At 65.4% G+C, this 14756-nt stretch carries 15 protein-coding genes; 5 read left to right on the top strand and 10 right to left on the bottom strand.

All coding sequences use genetic code 11. The annotated features are described in order from the left end of the window. Positions 1-724: RNA polymerase sigma factor region1.1 domain-containing protein (locus tag H8A92_RS21485; protein WP_274613440.1), on the bottom strand; the 724-nt coding region annotated here is incomplete at its 3' end. Between the two features lie 251 nt (positions 725-975). After that, entirely contained in the window at positions 976-2988 is a 2013-nt protein-coding gene (dnaG, locus tag H8A92_RS21480) for a DNA primase (protein WP_229197583.1), read from the bottom strand. A 210-nt stretch (positions 2989-3198) separates the two neighbouring features. Here dnaG and H8A92_RS21475 point away from each other — a divergent pair, with 210 nt between their 5' ends. After that, positions 3199-3753: a chlorite dismutase family protein gene (locus tag H8A92_RS21475; protein ID WP_229197582.1), complete on the top strand. Its 555-nt coding sequence runs from the start codon at positions 3199-3201 to the stop codon at positions 3751-3753. A 107-nt stretch (positions 3754-3860) separates the two neighbouring features. On the opposite strand, the gene H8A92_RS21470 is transcribed toward H8A92_RS21475, so the two are convergent. The 3 genes from H8A92_RS21470 to H8A92_RS21460 all read right to left on the bottom strand — a co-directional run bounded on the left by H8A92_RS21470 (position 3861) and on the right by H8A92_RS21460 (position 6089). Continuing rightward, on the bottom strand, positions 3861-4259 hold the full coding sequence (locus tag H8A92_RS21470) for a gamma-glutamylcyclotransferase family protein (protein ID WP_229197581.1): 399 nt from the start codon (positions 4257-4259) through the stop codon (positions 3861-3863). 115 nt (positions 4260-4374) lie between these two features. Further along, the gene (locus H8A92_RS21465) at positions 4375-5184 is read right to left on the bottom strand and encodes a transglutaminase-like domain-containing protein (protein WP_163153190.1); all 810 of its coding nucleotides are present in this window, start codon (positions 5182-5184) and stop codon (positions 4375-4377) included. Between the two features lie 2 nt (positions 5185-5186). Further along, positions 5187-6089 carry a transglutaminase family protein gene (locus tag H8A92_RS21460; RefSeq protein ID WP_229197588.1) on the bottom strand — a complete coding sequence of 301 codons (903 nt, stop codon included), beginning with the start codon at positions 6087-6089 and terminating at the stop codon, positions 5187-5189. Positions 6090-6193: 104 nt separating this feature from the next. On the opposite strand from H8A92_RS21460, the gene H8A92_RS21455 reads away from it, so the two are divergent. Next, positions 6194-6991 (top strand): N-formylglutamate amidohydrolase, encoded by a 798-nt coding sequence (locus tag H8A92_RS21455; RefSeq protein ID WP_229197580.1) that lies wholly within the window; start codon positions 6194-6196, stop codon positions 6989-6991. Between the two features lie 52 nt (positions 6992-7043). On the opposite strand, the gene H8A92_RS21450 is transcribed toward H8A92_RS21455, so the two are convergent. From H8A92_RS21450 to H8A92_RS21440, 3 genes are all read right to left on the bottom strand, one after another. Then, positions 7044-7226 carry a hypothetical protein gene (locus tag H8A92_RS21450; protein ID WP_229197579.1) on the bottom strand — a complete coding sequence of 61 codons (183 nt, stop codon included), beginning with the start codon at positions 7224-7226 and terminating at the stop codon, positions 7044-7046. 7 nt (positions 7227-7233) lie between these two features. Next, positions 7234-8397: a PepSY-associated TM helix domain-containing protein gene (locus H8A92_RS21445; RefSeq protein WP_274613437.1), complete on the bottom strand. Its 1164-nt coding sequence runs from the start codon at positions 8395-8397 to the stop codon at positions 7234-7236. Positions 8398-8803: 406 nt separating this feature from the next. Further along, on the bottom strand, positions 8804-9037 hold the full coding sequence (locus H8A92_RS21440; RefSeq protein WP_050426421.1) for a DUF6894 family protein: 234 nt from the start codon (positions 9035-9037) through the stop codon (positions 8804-8806). A gap of 170 nt (positions 9038-9207) precedes the next feature. Between H8A92_RS21440 and H8A92_RS21435 the strand changes: the two genes are divergently transcribed. From H8A92_RS21435 to H8A92_RS21425, 3 genes are read left to right on the top strand one after another with little or no spacing between them, the layout of a single operon-like run. Then, entirely contained in the window at positions 9208-9870 is a 663-nt protein-coding gene (locus H8A92_RS21435; protein WP_274613436.1) for a TetR/AcrR family transcriptional regulator, read from the top strand. Continuing rightward, entirely contained in the window at positions 9867-12548 is a 2682-nt protein-coding gene (locus tag H8A92_RS21430) for a molybdopterin-dependent oxidoreductase (RefSeq protein WP_229197578.1), read from the top strand. Before H8A92_RS21435 ends, H8A92_RS21430 begins: the two co-directional genes overlap by 4 nt. Next, positions 12545-13468, top strand: coding sequence for an FAD binding domain-containing protein (locus tag H8A92_RS21425; RefSeq protein WP_229197577.1), 924 nt, complete (start codon positions 12545-12547; stop codon positions 13466-13468). The genes H8A92_RS21430 and H8A92_RS21425 overlap by 4 nt, the downstream gene beginning before the upstream one ends. A 7-nt stretch (positions 13469-13475) precedes the next feature. Here the strand turns inward: H8A92_RS21425 and H8A92_RS21420 are convergent, their stop codons facing one another. Beyond that, the gene (locus H8A92_RS21420) at positions 13476-14093 is read right to left on the bottom strand and encodes a LysE family translocator (protein ID WP_229197576.1); all 618 of its coding nucleotides are present in this window, start codon (positions 14091-14093) and stop codon (positions 13476-13478) included. Positions 14094-14212: 119 nt separating this feature from the next. After that, entirely contained in the window at positions 14213-14755 is a 543-nt protein-coding gene (locus tag H8A92_RS21415; protein ID WP_229197575.1) for a hypothetical protein, read from the bottom strand. Position 14756: the final 1 nt, after the last annotated feature.

The raw sequence follows: 14756 nt of genomic DNA, 5'->3' as shown, positions 1-14756 counted from the left end.
GCCGGCGCGCGGCCTGCACGTCACCGCCATTGCCTTCAGCGGCGGCGCCCTCGGCACCGTTGTTGCCGATCAGGTTCGGATTGATGCCGCCCTTCGACTCCGGGCCGGCATAGGTGGCTTCGAGATCGATGATGTCGCGGAGGAAGATCTTTCCTTCGTTGAGCTCGTCGCGCCAGATGATGATGGCCTGGAAGGTCAGCGGGCTTTCGCAGAGGCCCGCGATCATCGCCTCGCGGCCGGCCTCGATGCGCTTGGCGATCGCGATTTCGCCCTCGCGCGACAGCAGCTCGACGGTGCCCATCTCGCGCAGATACATGCGCACGGGATCGTCGGTGCGCTCGCCGGGCTCCGACTTCTTGACCTCGGTGACGGCCTTCTGCGTGACCTCGACGAGCTCGTTGTCGGTCTCGTCGTCGCCGTCGTCCTTCTCGTCCTCGCCTTCGCTATCGTCGGCTTCGGTGACGTTGATGCCCATGTCGGAGAGCATCGACATGATGTCTTCGATCTGTTCGGGCGACGTCGTGTCGGAAGGCAGCACTTCGTTGAGCTGATCGAAGGTCACGAAGCCGCGCTTCTTGGCCTGCTTGATCATCTTCTTCACCGCGGCATCCGACAGGTCGAGCAACGGCGACGGCGCGTCAGCGGCATCCTTCTCAGGAGCATCCGCTGCCTTGTCGTCTTTTTCCTTGTCCTTAACCTGCAGCGTCTTTGCCTTGGTGGCCATTCACTAAGCTCCCGAAACGCGGTCATGCAAAATGGCGCCACGCGCGCACTTCGCACAATTTCACCTGATCAACTCTCGACGCGCAAAGGGCGGCGCAATTTTCGCCACCCCTTTGAGCCGTCTCGACGGTTTCCATTCTGAAATAGCCGCGAGGCTATTAAGTTTCGCTTAACCCTGTTTTTGCAGCCAAACCATGGATTTGGCGAGTCTTTTTGCGGGTTCGGCCAGCGCCGTCCGCAGCATTTTTGTTATCAGACATTACGCTGGAACCGGCCCGATAATTCGCCGAACCCTTCAATCAGGGCTTCGGTCCCATCGGCTTCTGCCATCCGGGCCTGGATATCCTGCAACCATGCCAGATTGGCCTCGCTGGAGTCTTCAGCCAAGGCCGCTTCCGCATCTTTTCTTTCCCTAAGTAAGGCGTGGGTTTTCTGATGCAAGGCAACGAGTTGGCGCCAGGTCGATAAAACATCCTCGCGCGCGGCGCCGATCTGCGCCCCCCACACCGCCTGGGTTGTGATCGCCTTCTCAACCCGTTGAAGAATCTGCGATAATCCGCCCGCCTCGAGGTCGGCGCGCATCTTCTCGGCCTGCTCCTCGACGTCAGGGGAATGGTGATGGTCGTGGGCAAAGGCCGCGATAATGGCGGCCCTGAGCTTGTGCGCCTCGGGATGGGCAAGCTCAAGCGCGGCCACTTCCTCGAGATGGTCGTGCAGCAGCCAGGGGTGATTGATCAGGGATTGCAGGATCAGGGCCTCGCGGCGCGAGATCGCGCTGCGCTGGCCGCGCATGATCGGGCTGTTGGCGAGCTGAGGGCTCGCGGCCTGATAGGGACCCCGTGAAATCCCGGGGGTGGCGCCGCCCTTGGCGCCAAACCGGCCACCTTGGGCCGGCCCGCGGGGGACAAAGTGGCGGGGTGATTCGCCGCCACGGCCGCCGCCGAAATTGCCCCTGCCGTAGCCGCCACCGCGGCCGTAACCGCCGCGGCCGCCCTCCGGGGCGAAGTTGCGTTGCAGCCGCTCCTGCAAATCCTGCCGGTAATAGCGGCGCACCACCTCGTCGCGGATGCCGTTGGTCATCTCGCCGATCCGCGCCTCCAGCGCGGCGCGGCGCTCGGGCGTGTCGAAATTGCCGCCCTCGATCTCGCGCGACCAGATCATGTCGGCGAGCGGACGCGCCGCCGAGATCACCTCCTCGATCGCCCCGCGGCCGCCGGAGCGGGCGAGATCGTCGGGATCCTGGCCTTCCGGCAGCAGCGCGATACGCAGGCTCTTGCCCGGCTTGAGCTGCGGCAATGCAAGGTCGGCAGCACGATAGGCAGCCTTCTGCCCGGCGCGGTCGCCGTCGAAGCAGAGGATCGGCTCGTCCACCATCTTCCAGAGCAGGCCGAGCTGGTTCTCGGTCAGCGCGGTGCCGAGCGGCGCGACGGCGCCGGGAAAGCCCGATGTCACCATCGCAATGACATCGACATAGCCCTCGACGACGATCAGCTGCGCGCCGTCATGCGCGGCCTGGCGCGCGGTGAACAGGTTGTAGAGATTGTCGCCCTTGTGAAACAGCGTGGTTTCCGGCGAATTCAGGTACTTCGCGGGGACGTCCTTCTCCAGCGCGCGACCGCCGAACGCGATGACGCGACCGCGGCCGTCCGTGATCGGAAACATGACGCGGTCGCGGAAGCGATCGAACGGCACCGGCTTGTCCTCGCCGGACACCAGAAGCCCCGCCTCCACCATGTCCTCGGTCGAGATGCCTAACGCGCCCAGATGCTCCTTCAGCGCGAAGCGATCCGGCGGTGCGTAGCCCATCCGGAACTGGAGCTGGGTCGCCGGCGAGATGCTGCGGTCGGCGAGATAGCCGCGCGCCTTGGCACCGTTGCGCGAGGCCAGCGTGTCGGCGAAGAATTTTGTCGCCAGTTCCATCACGTCATGCAGGGTGCGGCGATGCTGCTCGTGCCGCGCCGCATCGGGCGTCACGGCCGGCAGCGACACGCCCGCCATCGCCGCCAGGCGTTCCACCGCCTCGGGGAAGGTCACGCCCTCGGTCTTCATCAGGAAGTCGAAGATGTTGCCGTTCAGCCCGGAGGAGAAGTCGAACCAGGCCTGCTTCTGGTCGTTGACGAAAAACGACGGCGTCTTCTCCTGCTGGAACGGTGACAGACCCTTCCACTCCCGCCCGGCCTTCTTGAGCTTGACGCGCCTGCCCACGACTTCCGAGACCGGAAGCCGGGCGCGCAGTTCATCAAGGAATTCGGGCGTGAAACGCATCAGTTAGGATTCTGGGCTCGGGCGGCGAATCGCGGACAACCGGTTAGCCATATAGCGGCACGACCAAGCATGCCGAACAATGTGGGGCTTTTCCGGGCTATTCACAGGCCCGGTCTGTCATGGCTCCGTCGAGCGGGCTACCCCCGAATCCACGGTGGAGAGCTTGCGCGGCAAGCTTGCTCCCTTCCCGCTTCCGGGATTGGATAGGCCATGTTCACGACGTTCCGAGGCGGACAGAGCGGTGGCTGGCAGGTCACGTCCATCACGCGGGTGAAGGGCGAGACGCTGCCGAAGGTTGCCGCGCTGTCGATCGTTGCGAGCGAGGCGATCGCGCTGCCGCTGCTGCCGGCGCAGACCTCCTGGCGGCTTGCCGGCGTTGCCAGCCATCTGCGCTACACCGAGAAGGAGGAGCGCGAGAAACTCGCCGCCGTGCAGGCCGGGCTCGGCCGCAGCGAGGCAACGCACGCGGCGCTGATCCCGATCCGGAAATCGGCGGCCTGGTGGGAGCTGACGCAGGAGGAGCGCCGCAAGATCTTCGAGGACAAGTCGCACCACATCGCCGGCACCCTGAAATTCCTCCCCGCCATCGCCCGCCAGCTGTTTCACGCCCGCGACCTCGGCATGCCCTTCGACTTCCTGACCTGGTTCGAATTCGCGCCAGACCATGCCAGCCTGTTCGACGAGCTGGTCGCCATGCTGCGCGCGACCGAGGAATGGAGCTTCGTCGAGCGCGAGGTCGACATCCGCGTCGAGCGGGAAGTGTGATGTCCCTTTCGTCATGGCCGGGCTTGACCCGGCCATCCATCAAAGGAAGGACGCTTTGCGAAGCGAGATGGATGCCCGGGTCAAGCCCGGGCACGACAAAGTGTGCTTTAGTGCTCCAGAAACTTTCCTGACACGATCCGCGGCAGTTCGGTGACCGGCCAGTTGTAGAGATAGGTCCACGCCTGGCTCGCGCTGCCGTCGGCGCGCGTGACCTCGCGCAGTTCGCGGAGATATTCGGTCGGCGGCGGAAAGCCTTCACCGCAGGCTTCGTACATGTCGAATTCACGCAGCATGGCCTCGCGCTCGCGCAGGCGGAACAATTCGCCATGCACGATGTCGGCGGGATCGTCCGACACGACGAGGCCCGGATAGTGCTTCACGAGGTAGAGCCGGCCACGACACTGCGCCGGCCCGAGGAATTCGGCGTTGCCTGCGAGCAGTTTCGCCATCGGATGGTCGAAACCGCGCATCAGCGTGCCGTAGACGAAGAGGAGGTCGGAGGTCATGGGAATTTGTACAGCCGTCATTGCGAGGAGCGAAGCGACGATGCAATCCATACTTCGGTTCGCCCCTGCGGCTCAATGGATTGCTTCGCTTCGTTCGCAATGACGAGGAACCAGTTCAGGCCACCACCTCATCCGTCACCACGACGAACTTCGCCAGCGTCATGCGGCCGAAGCTCGTGGTGAGCGCAACGTCGGCAGCGTCGCGGCCGGTCGCCATCAGGATGCGGCCGATCCGCGGCGTGTTGTGGCGGGCATCGAAGGTGTACCACTGACCCGACAGATAGACCTCGAACCAGCCGGAAAAGTCCATCGGCGCGGGATCCGGCGGCACGCCGATATCGCCGAGATAGCCGGTGCAGTAGCGCGCCGGAATGCCCATGCAGCGGCAGAAGGTGAGCGCCAGATGCGCGAAGTCGCGGCAAACGCCGGTGCGGCTTTCATAGACGTCGTGCGCCGACTTCATGTGATGGGCATGCTGGTAGCCGAACGTCACATGGTGATGCACGAAATCGGTGATCGCCTGCACCCGCGCCCAGCCGGGCTGCGAGTTGCCGAACAGCGACCAGGCGATGTCGGTCAGCTTGTCGGTCTCGCAATAGCGGCTCGGCATCAGATAGAGCAGCATGTCATCGGGCAACTGCTCGACCGGCAGCTGCTGCGCCGCCGGATTGACGATGTCGGGCAATCCGGAATCGCGCACCAGCGCGTTGCCGCGGAAAGTGACGCCGCCGGCTGGCGCAACCAGACGCCCACAGACGTTGCCAAAGCCGTCGCGATAGAGGCCGATCGGGACATCCGGCTCGGTCGAAATGCTCTCGGTGCCGACGATGTCGGCGTAGCGCGAGGGATGGATCGACAGCATGATCACCATCGGGGTCGGCTGCGCCGCCGTGTATGTGATCTCGAAGCCGACCCTGATCTGCATCGTCAGGCCGTCTCCCGCTCCGCCACGCTCTCGCCGACCGAGACGACCTTGATGTCGACATCCATCGCGAGATAAGCATCCGCGGCGCCGAGATAGACGCCATGCAGCGGAACCGCCTGGCGCGGATCGCGCGCGACCGCGACGCGAATCAGATCGCGGGTGCCGACGATGCCGTTGGTCGGATCGAACTCGATCCAGCCTGCGCTCGGCAGATAGACCTGCACCCAGGCGTGGGTCGAGCCGCCACCGACATAGCCATGCGCGCTGCCGGGGGGCATCGCGAGATAGCCGGAGACGAAGCGCGCGGCGATTCCGAGCCGGCGCAGCGCCTCGATCATGAACAGCGCATAGTCGCGGCAGGTGCCGGACTTCGTGCGCAGCGTATCGAGCGGATGCTGGGTGCCCTGCTCATAACGCTTGCGATAGCTGAACGCCTCGCGAATGCCATGGGTCATTTCGCTGAGGATCTTGAAAGTCAGCGTCGGCGCCTCGACATCGAGGAAGCTCCGCGCCCAAGCCGACAGCTCGCCGTTCGGGTCGCCATATTGCGGCGTGATGAACTGCTGCAGGTCGGGGAATTCCTCATCGTCGTAGAGAAACGGATAAAAGTAGGCAGGATCGTCCGGCGTCAGCGCGAACGTATCGGCCGGATTGTGCTCCACCGTCGCGGTCGAGACAAAGGACAGCGTGTCGGCGCGCTCGTCGAAGGCGGCGATCGCCACGCTGTTGCCGAACACATCGTGGATCCAGCGCAGCGACATCGGCTGCGGATCGATCACAAGCGCGCTGTCGAGCACGCGCAGATCGTGGCCGTCGCGGGGGCGCAGCATGATGCGGTGTTCGCCGAACGCCACCGGGCGCGCGTAGCGATAAACGGTCTTGTGATGGATGGTCAGGAGCGGCATCTTCAAACAATCATCGTGATTTCGGACCGTATAATCTATAGAGAAAGCTGCTCGATTCCAAACCAGCATGCCGCTTGAATAGGCAAAGTTGAGGAAAAAGGCCCTTGAATTACGGCGGCGGTCCATCGTTTCTGCTCGCAAGCACCGATGTTTCACCGGTTCTTGAACGTAACCCTGCCGGCGGCTCGCCGTTCCTATTCACCTGCGACCACTACGGCCGGCTGATTCCCTCGCCGCTCGGCGATCTCGGCCTGCCCGAAACCGAGTTCGAGCGGCACATCGCCTGGGACATCGGTATCGCCGGCGTCGCAACCCAGCTCTCCGACCTGCTCGGCGCGCATCTGATCGCGCAGCGCTACTCGCGGCTCGTGATCGACTGCAACCGTCCACCCCATGTCGCAAGCTCGGTGCCGCTGATCAGCGAAGCCACCACGGTGCCGGGCAATGAAGGCCTGTCGCGCGAAGCCGCCGAGATGCGGCGCGCGCAGATCTTCGATCCCTATCATCAGCGCATCGAAGAGGTCATCGACGAACGTGCGCGGCAAGGCATGCCGACGGTGCTGGTGTCGCTGCACAGCTTCACACCGATCTATGCCGGCATCACCCGCCCCTGGCACATCGGCACACTCTACCACCGCGACACGATGCTGCCGCCGCGGCTGCTGAAGCATCTGCGCAGCGAAGGCGATCTCGTGGTCGGCGACAACGAGCCTTATGCGGTCAGCGACGAGACCGACTACACGATCCCCGTGCATGGCGAGAAACGCGGCCTGATGAATTCGGGCATCGAGATCCGCCAGGACCTGATCTCCGACCAGGCCGGCGAGACGGCGTGGGCCGAGCGGCTGGCGCGCATCCTCGGCGAGATCGAGACGACCTTGCGCGCAGAAGCGCTGATCTAGGGCATACGACGGCCTCCGCTTCACCTCGCCCCGCGTGCGGGGAAAGGCAGCGTCAGTTCGGCCGGCGCCGCCAGATGAAAAGCAGATAGAGCAGCACCGGCAGGCCGAGCGCCACCCAGGACACGGCATCCCACCAGCCGTCGCCGACCAGCGCGCTGATCAATCCCACCGTGCTCACGATCGCAATGACGAGCGGAGCGGCGAATATCCGGGTCAATGAACGATGTACGACCATGCCGATGTCACGACGTGAGTGCGGGGTTGTCGATGGAGGCGGCGTTGGCGATGGCGCGCTCCTGGCTCACGCCCGTTCTGCGGCGGCGCATCCACAAATACACGCCGGTCACCAGGATGAAGATGGTGAGGATGTCGAGCAGCGCCCAGACGATCTTGAGCGGCATGCCGCCGTAATCGCCGAAATGCAGCGGCTGCGAGACATACAGTGTCGACACATACCAGGGCATGTCGCGGCTGTCGGTCAGCGTGCCGGTTTCGGCATCGATCAATGCAGGCTTCAGCAGCCGCGAGGTCAGAGGCGTATCGCCGTGCAGGAACACCGCGTAATGGCTCTTGCTGCTGAACAGAGTTCCCGGGAAGGCGACGAAGCTCGGCGTCATTCCGGGCACCGCGTGCCTCGCCACTTCAACCGCGTCGTTCAGCGAGGTCAGCTTCGAGGGCACCGGCCGGTCCTTGTACTGCGCGGTCATCTCGGCGAGCTGGCCGAATTGCCACATCTTGAGCACGAGATCGGCCCAGGTGTTGATGACGCCGGTGAAGCCGACAACGAGTGTCCAGGCGACCAGCAGGATGCCTGCGAGATTGTGGACGTCGAGCCAGCGCACGGCACGTGTCCGTTGGGCGCGGTAGGCGCCGAAACGCAGCTTCCGCATCGACGGCGCATAGACCACGATGCCGGAAATGATCGCGACGCAGAACAGGATCCCCATCAAGCCGAGAAACAGCTTTCCGGGTAGCCCCGCGAACATGTCGGTGTGCAGCTTCAGCATGATGTAGGTGAAGCGGCCGGTCACGTCGGGGGAATCGAGATAGGCGCCGGTATGCGTATCCATTCGGATAAGCAGGTTGTTGGTCGGATCTGCATCGATCGTCGGACCGACGCTGACCCACATCGCGCCGGGCTCGTCACGATCCCAGATCAGGAAGTGCGGCACCTTGCCCGGCGCCTGAGCGAGCGCGCTGGCGAGCAGATGGTCGAGATTGGCCGGAGGCGTGCCTGCCGGCGCCTCGGCCGGTTTGACCTGGTTGTGCAGGAGATCATCGATCTCGTCGTGGAAGATCAGCGGCAGGCCGGTGATGCACAACAGCAGCATGAACAATGTGCAGATCAGGCTGGTCCATTTATGGACGGCGCCCCATCGCCGCAGGGATTTGGTCGTCGCAGTCAACTTCGCTACCTGATTTCAGAGACTCCATTGTTGCCGTCACTAACACGGTGAAAGATGCGCGCGGCCGCACAGCGCTTAGAACCCGTCCAGCCTTGGACGTATCGTTGCGCGTGTTGCGATCACGCAACGAGCGGCTGCGGGAACTGCGACGATGCGCCTCGGCTGCAGCAGAATTCTTAGGGCCGTTCTAAATGGAATCGCGGCGATCGGGTCTGCGTCAACCAGCCGGTGCGGCCTGAACGGGATGCTTCGCATGCCATCTGGGGCCCGGCCCGCGCATATAGTGCAGCTCGGGCCGGTAGGGATCGCGAACTCGCTCGATGAAATTCCGCCAGCCGGTCGCGATCGCATTCATGCAACGGCGAGGTGATGACAATGGCGGCTGCAATGACGGCATGGCTCGCCCTCAGTGCGCTTTGCCGAGCACGAATGCGAAGGGCAGGATCACGATCTCCTCGCCGTCCTCGTCGCTGACATGCACAGCCCAGTCGCGCCAGTCTTCCAGACTGACCGTTGCGACCAGCGAGCGCATCATGGAGGTCGCCGCCTCGCAGGCCTCGGTGAGGCTCGTCACCGAGGTGCCGCGGCGATCCATCAGCACCCCGCGCGTATTCGAGCAATGGAAGTAGACCTGTGTCATCTCCGTGTCCTCGCAAGCTCCGGGCGAGCAGGCTCGCCACTGCACGACGAAGCTTTACGCAGCCTGCGCACGACCATCCGTGATGCGGCTCACACAGGCGCGGGCGGGGCGGCGACCCGCCTCACCAAATCGCGATTTGACAGTTCTCCTGAATTTGTCAAAATCGTCAAATGGGACCAAAAACCCGCATTCTCGATGCCACCATGCTGGTGTTCCGCCGGCACGGCTTTCGCCGCTCCTCGATCGAGCAGGTCGCCGAGGCGGCCGGCCTGACGCGGCAGGCGCTCTATCACCATTTCGAGTCCAAGGAAGCGCTGTTTCGCGCCGTGATCGAGCGCATCCATGAATCCGCGATCGCGGCGGAGGAGACGGCCGTTGCCGAGGCGGAAACCGCGGGCGGCAATCTCGGCGACATTCTTGCCGCGGGGATGACCGCGCGGATGTCGACCATGATCGCCTCGCTGGACGGCTCGCCGCACCTCGAGGAATTGTATTCCGAACACCTCGTGCACGCCCGCGACCTCTACCAGACCTATGCCGCGCGCTACGCGGAGCGCATGGTCGCGACCATCGCGCGGATCGAGCGCAAGCAGCAGCTTGCGCTGCCGCAGGGCCTCTCGCCGGTCGAATTCGCGCGGCTGGTCGAAATGTCGATGTACGCAGCGAAGTCGCAGTATCCGGCGATGCAGCCGGCCGATGCGTTCCTGAAGGACATGGCGATCATGGTGCGGACCCTCTGCGCCGGCGCACTACCGAAATCCGAGAAGCCGTCCGTCAAGAAGGCAGCGCCCCCGAGAAAGCCGACACGCAGGACAGCTGGAGGACAGCCATGACCACGACGACCATCAACGGCCGCGTCGAATCCTTGCCCGACGATCCCGATGCGCTCCTGATCGACATCGTGCGCGACCAGCTCAAGCTCACCGGCACCAAGCTCGTGTGCGGCGCCGGCGTCTGCGGCGCCTGCACCGTGCTGGTCGACGGCGCGCCGGTCGCAAGCTGCCTGATGCCGGCGCAAGCCGCCGCCGGCAAGGCCGTGACGACGGTGGAAGGCATCGGCGCGGCGCAGCTGCATCCGGTACAGAAGGCGTTCATGGCACATGACGCCCTGCAATGCGGCTTCTGCACGCCGGGCTTCATCGTGGAAGCGACCGCGTTCTGCGACCAATGGCGCGCGACCAAGGGGACGGCGGTGCCTTCACGCGAGGAGATCGGCGCGGCACTGTCGGGCCATCTCTGCCGCTGCGGCGCCTATGACGGAATTTTCCGCGCGGTGGCGGACGCCTGCGCCGGCCGTTTCGACGTCGACAACGTCGCAGCCCCTCGCATCGAGGCGCGCGACAAGGTGACGGGCGCGGCGAAATACACCGTCGACATCAACCATGATGGCCAGCTCGAAGGCCTGATCCTGCGCTCGCGCGACGCGCATGCGCGCATCACCATGCTCGATCTCGCGCCGGCCCGCGCCCTGGCCGGCGCCGTCGCAGTATCGCTACTCGGCGACGACAAGATCGTGCGTTACGTCGGCGAGCCGATTGCGGCGGTCGCAGCGAGCGATCGCAAGTCCGCACTGGCTGCGCTGGCCGCGATCAAGGTAAGCAGCGAAAAGCTGCCCGCGGTGGTCGGGCTCGACGCCGGACGCAAGGACGGCGCGCCCGTGGTGTTCGACAAAGCGAGCCGCAAGCGCGCCGGCAACGTCTCGGAGGCGGCCGGCGGACCGGCGCCCTGGAAGCAGAACATCCGCGGGCCCACCGCGGTGTTCTCGACCCGCGCCAAGAAAGCCCGCAGCTGGGTGGATGAGGCACGCCAGGCGAACAACCGGCTGCTGGTCGAAGCAACCTTCCGAACCGCCACGCAACAGCATGCATGCCTCGAGCCGCACGCCGCGGTGGCGCGCTTCGACGGCGACCGGCTGACCCTGCACGCCTCGACCCAGCAGGTGTTCCACCTGAAGGAGCAGATCGCGAAACGCTACAAGATCGATCACGACAAGGTCCGCGTGATCGCCGACCACGTCGGCGGCGGCTTCGGATCGAAGGCCAGCCTCGGCACCGAGACGATCGCAGCCATTGAGCTCGCGCGCGAGGCGAAAGCGCCGGTGCGCGTCGCCTATGATCGGCAAGAGGAGCTCTCGGTCGCAGGTTACCGGCCGGCCGCCGAGCTGAAGGTCGCGCTGCTCGCTTCCGACCAGGGCGGCCTGAAAGCGCTCTCCGTCACCGCGCATGCCGATACGGGGGCCGCCACCAACTCGACCATCGCGGGGCTGGCGCGGCTGATCTATCCGGCCGAGGCGAAGGACCTTTCGGATTTCGACGTCATCAGCAATCTGCCGCCCGGCGCCGCCTTCCGCGGCCCCGGCGGTCCACCGATGGCGTTCGCGGTCGAGCAATCGATCGACGAGGCCGCGCTGCGGCTCAGGGTCGATCCGATCGCCCTGCGCAAGCGCTGGGATCCCGATCCCAACCGCCAGCGGCTCTACGACTGGGCGTCAGGGCTCGATATCTGGCGCAATCGCAAACCGCAGCAAAACGGGCGCTATCGCCGAGGCATCGGGGTCGCGACCGGTTACTGGCTCTATCTCTGGCAGCCCAACGTGAAGGTCGAGGTCGCGGTCAAAGGCGGCCGCATCGTCGCCAGCACCGCGACGCAGGACATCGGCACCGGCACCCGCAGCGTGCTGGCGGACACCATCGCGCGCGAGTTCGATCTCGAACCGTCTGACATCGATGTGCGGATCGGCGATTCCTCGCTGCCCGAAGGGCCCGGCTCGGGAGGCAGCCGCGTCACGGCTTCGGTGATGCCGCCGACGCTGCAGGCGGTGCGGAAACTGAAGGCCGCGATCCTCGAACAGGCCACGCGAAAACCCGCGCCCGGCTCGAACGCGCCCTGGCGCGAGCTGATCGCGCGCTCGCCCGACATCGCGGTGACGGAGGCGCGCGGCGAAGACGGCAAGAACACCGCGCCCGGCATTCGCTCGCCGCTGCGCGAAGTCGGCCTGATCGGCATGGTGTTCGGCTGGATGATGCGGCGCTTCTCGAATATCGCGGTCGGCGCCGGCGTGCCGAGTTCGGTGCAGGTGATCGAGGTCGAAGTCGACACCTGGCTCGGCCATGTCCGCGTGCTCAACGTGCATACCGGGATTGCGGTCGGCAAGATCGCTTCGCCCGCCCTGGCGCGGAGCCAGGCTTGCGGCGCGGTGATCCAGGGCCTCGGCTACGCGCTCTACGAGGCGCGTGAACTCGATCCGAACAGCGGCGACGTCCTGACCGCCGGGATGGAGGATTATCGCATCCCCGGCATTGCCGACACGCCCGAGATCAATGTGCATTTCGACGAAGCCGGCTTCGACCACGTGCTCGGCAACAGCGTCGGGATCGGCGAGGCATCGACGGTGCCGACCTCGGCCGCCGTCGCCAACGCGATCTACGACGCGATCGGCGTCCGCCTTACTGAAATTCCAATCCGGCCCGACCGCATCGTCGCCGCGCTGAAGGGGAGGACCGCCGCATGAGCGTCGCAACCGGAGAGGTCATCACCGCGCCCGAATTCCGCGCCGCCGGCACCGACCTGTCGGAACGCCGCCGCAGCGGCCTGTCATGCGGATCGATCATCGATCTCACCGCAAGTCCCGATACGATCGGTATCGCGTGGAGCACGGATGGCGCGGCACGCATCGGCGCCTTGACCGCAATCGCCGCGGTCGCATCGGATGCGCGGCTCGCCCAGGCGTATCCCGGCATCACTGCCGCCGCGCAGGGCCTCGCCACGCCGCAGATCCGGCACATGGCGACCATCGGCGGCAATCTCGCACAGCGCTCGCGCTGCTGGTACTTCCGCAATCCGCAGATCGCCTGCCTCAAGAAGGGTGGCTCCGACTGTCCGGCGCGATCGGGCAACCATCTCTACCACGTCGCGTTCGATCTCGGCCCCTGCGTGGCACCGCATCCGTCGACGATCGCGATGGCGCTGATGGCCTATGATGCCAAGGTCACCACGGACCGGCGCAGCGGATTGTCGATCTCCGACCTGCTCGGCGACGGCAGCAACGGCGCAACCGACAATTTGCTCGCGTCCGGCGAACGGATCGAACGGATCGAGCTCCCCGCTCCGCTTGCCGGCGAGCGCGCGCTGTACAAACGCGCCATCAGCCGCTCCTATGCGGAATGGCCGCTGGTCGAGATCTGCGTGCGGGCCATGGTAACCGGCGGCATATTCCAGCAGGTCCGCATCACGGCGGGCGGCATCGCCCCGGTGCCGCTGCGCCTTGCGGCAAGTGAGGCGGCGCTGAAGGGTGAGCCAGCCAATGCGGCGACTATCGCGCAAGCCGCCGAGCTGGCGACATCGGGGGCAAAACCGCTGCCGATGACCGGCTACAAGCTCGAGCTGCTGACGGGCCTGGTGCGCGACGTGGTGGAGCGGATCGTCGTGTAGCTGAGCCTCACCGCGCCCGCGTCAACGCCAGCCAGATGCCGCCGCCGATCATGAAGCCGCCGGAGACGCGCGACATCAGCCGCGTCCGCTCCTTGGAGAAGAATTTTCGGGCGCGACCTGCGGCCAGCGCGTAGGCGGCGTCGGTCAGCACGGCGGTCGCCATGAAGGTAACGCCGAGCAGCGCCACCTGCGGCAGGTGCGGCTTGTCCATGTCCATGAACTGCGGGATGAAGGCGCCGAAGAACACCAGCACCTTCGGGTTCGAGAGCAGCACCAGAAAGCCTTGCAGGAAGAAGCCGCCGCGCGGCGGCGGCGGCTTGTCGTCGGTGCCGACACCTTCGACCGGCGAGCGAATCAGCTTGATGCCGAGCCAGACCAGATAGGCGGCGCCGGCGAAGCGCACCCAATTGAACCAGTAACCCATGGTGGCCATCAGCGAGGTCAGGCCGACCGCGACAATGCCGATCACGATCGCAAGCCCGACCTGCGCGCCCAGCACATTGGTCAGCGCGGCGCGCGTGCCGTAGCGCAGCCCGTTCGCGATCACCATCGTGACGATCGGACCAGGCAACAGCGCCAGCGCAATGCAGGCGGCGACGAAGGCGAAATAGGCTTGCAGGGACATGATCGAAATCCGGCTTGAGCGTTCGTCATGGCCGGGCTCGTCCCGGCCATCCACGTCTTATGGTAGCGCACTGGATCATAAAGACGTGGATGCCCGGGACAAGCCCGGGCATGACGGACCTATCGATCATTTAGAGCGGACCTCATCCACCGCTCGATCACTCGCGACCCCAGAAACGTCAGCACCATCGGCTGCACCTTTGCAGCCTCTCCCCTGCCCTGCGCCGCCACCGCCATCAGATCGCAGCGATGCGACACTGCGATCCCGATCGCTGTACGCATGCCGCCGCGCATCTCGACTTCATAAGCCCTGATCCGTCCCGGCATGCCGGCGACATCAATGACATCGCCCGCCTTCAGCGGCGCAAAGCGCGGGGTGATCATGTCGACATCGGAAACCCGATCGACCTCGTCATCATCGGCGACGCCGCCGTCGCAGTTGCAGAAGCCGAGCTTCGGCCTGAGATAGACCTCGACATCAATGCCGCACTCCGCAGCGCCGCAACGGAAGGCACGGCCGGCCGGCCAGCCGTCGCGCGGGAACGGCCAGGCGATTTCGTGCCACTGCGCGGCGCGCGGCGGCGCCATCTCGTAGCCGGCCACGGCCGACAGGCCGCCGAGCGCCAGGAACATCGCCGCGATGACCGGCCACGAGCGCATCATC

Source organism: Bradyrhizobium acaciae, assembly GCF_020889785.1.
Lineage (GTDB): Bacteria > Pseudomonadota > Alphaproteobacteria > Rhizobiales > Xanthobacteraceae > Bradyrhizobium > Bradyrhizobium acaciae.
The sequence above is the reverse complement of the archived record's forward strand: the minus strand, read 5'-3'. Positions and strand labels throughout refer to the sequence as shown.

What these genes read in the sequence shown, in the direction of transcription:
- H8A92_RS21475 (WP_229197582.1), top strand. Translation starts at nt 3,199, where the DNA reads ATGTTCACGACGTTCCGAGGCGGACAGAGCGGTGGCTGGCAGGTCACG.
- H8A92_RS21415 (WP_229197575.1), bottom strand. Translation starts at nt 14,755, where the DNA reads ATGATGCGCTCGTGGCCGGTCATCGCGGCGATGTTCCTGGCGCTCGGC.
- H8A92_RS21465 (WP_163153190.1), bottom strand. Translation starts at nt 5,184, where the DNA reads ATGCAGATCAGGGTCGGCTTCGAGATCACATACACGGCGGCGCAGCCG.
- H8A92_RS21450 (WP_229197579.1), bottom strand. Translation starts at nt 7,226, where the DNA reads ATGGTCGTACATCGTTCATTGACCCGGATATTCGCCGCTCCGCTCGTC.
- H8A92_RS21430 (WP_229197578.1), top strand. Translation starts at nt 9,867, where the DNA reads ATGACCACGACGACCATCAACGGCCGCGTCGAATCCTTGCCCGACGAT.
- H8A92_RS21440 (WP_050426421.1), bottom strand. Translation starts at nt 9,037, where the DNA reads ATGACACAGGTCTACTTCCATTGCTCGAATACGCGCGGGGTGCTGATG.
- H8A92_RS21420 (WP_229197576.1), bottom strand. Translation starts at nt 14,093, where the DNA reads ATGTCCCTGCAAGCCTATTTCGCCTTCGTCGCCGCCTGCATTGCGCTG.
- H8A92_RS21435 (WP_274613436.1), top strand. Translation starts at nt 9,208, where the DNA reads ATGGGACCAAAAACCCGCATTCTCGATGCCACCATGCTGGTGTTCCGC.
- H8A92_RS21460 (WP_229197588.1), bottom strand. Translation starts at nt 6,089, where the DNA reads ATGCCGCTCCTGACCATCCATCACAAGACCGTTTATCGCTACGCGCGC.
- dnaG (WP_229197583.1), bottom strand. Translation starts at nt 2,988, where the DNA reads ATGCGTTTCACGCCCGAATTCCTTGATGAACTGCGCGCCCGGCTTCCG.
- H8A92_RS21470 (WP_229197581.1), bottom strand. Translation starts at nt 4,259, where the DNA reads ATGACCTCCGACCTCCTCTTCGTCTACGGCACGCTGATGCGCGGTTTC.
- H8A92_RS21425 (WP_229197577.1), top strand. Translation starts at nt 12,545, where the DNA reads ATGAGCGTCGCAACCGGAGAGGTCATCACCGCGCCCGAATTCCGCGCC.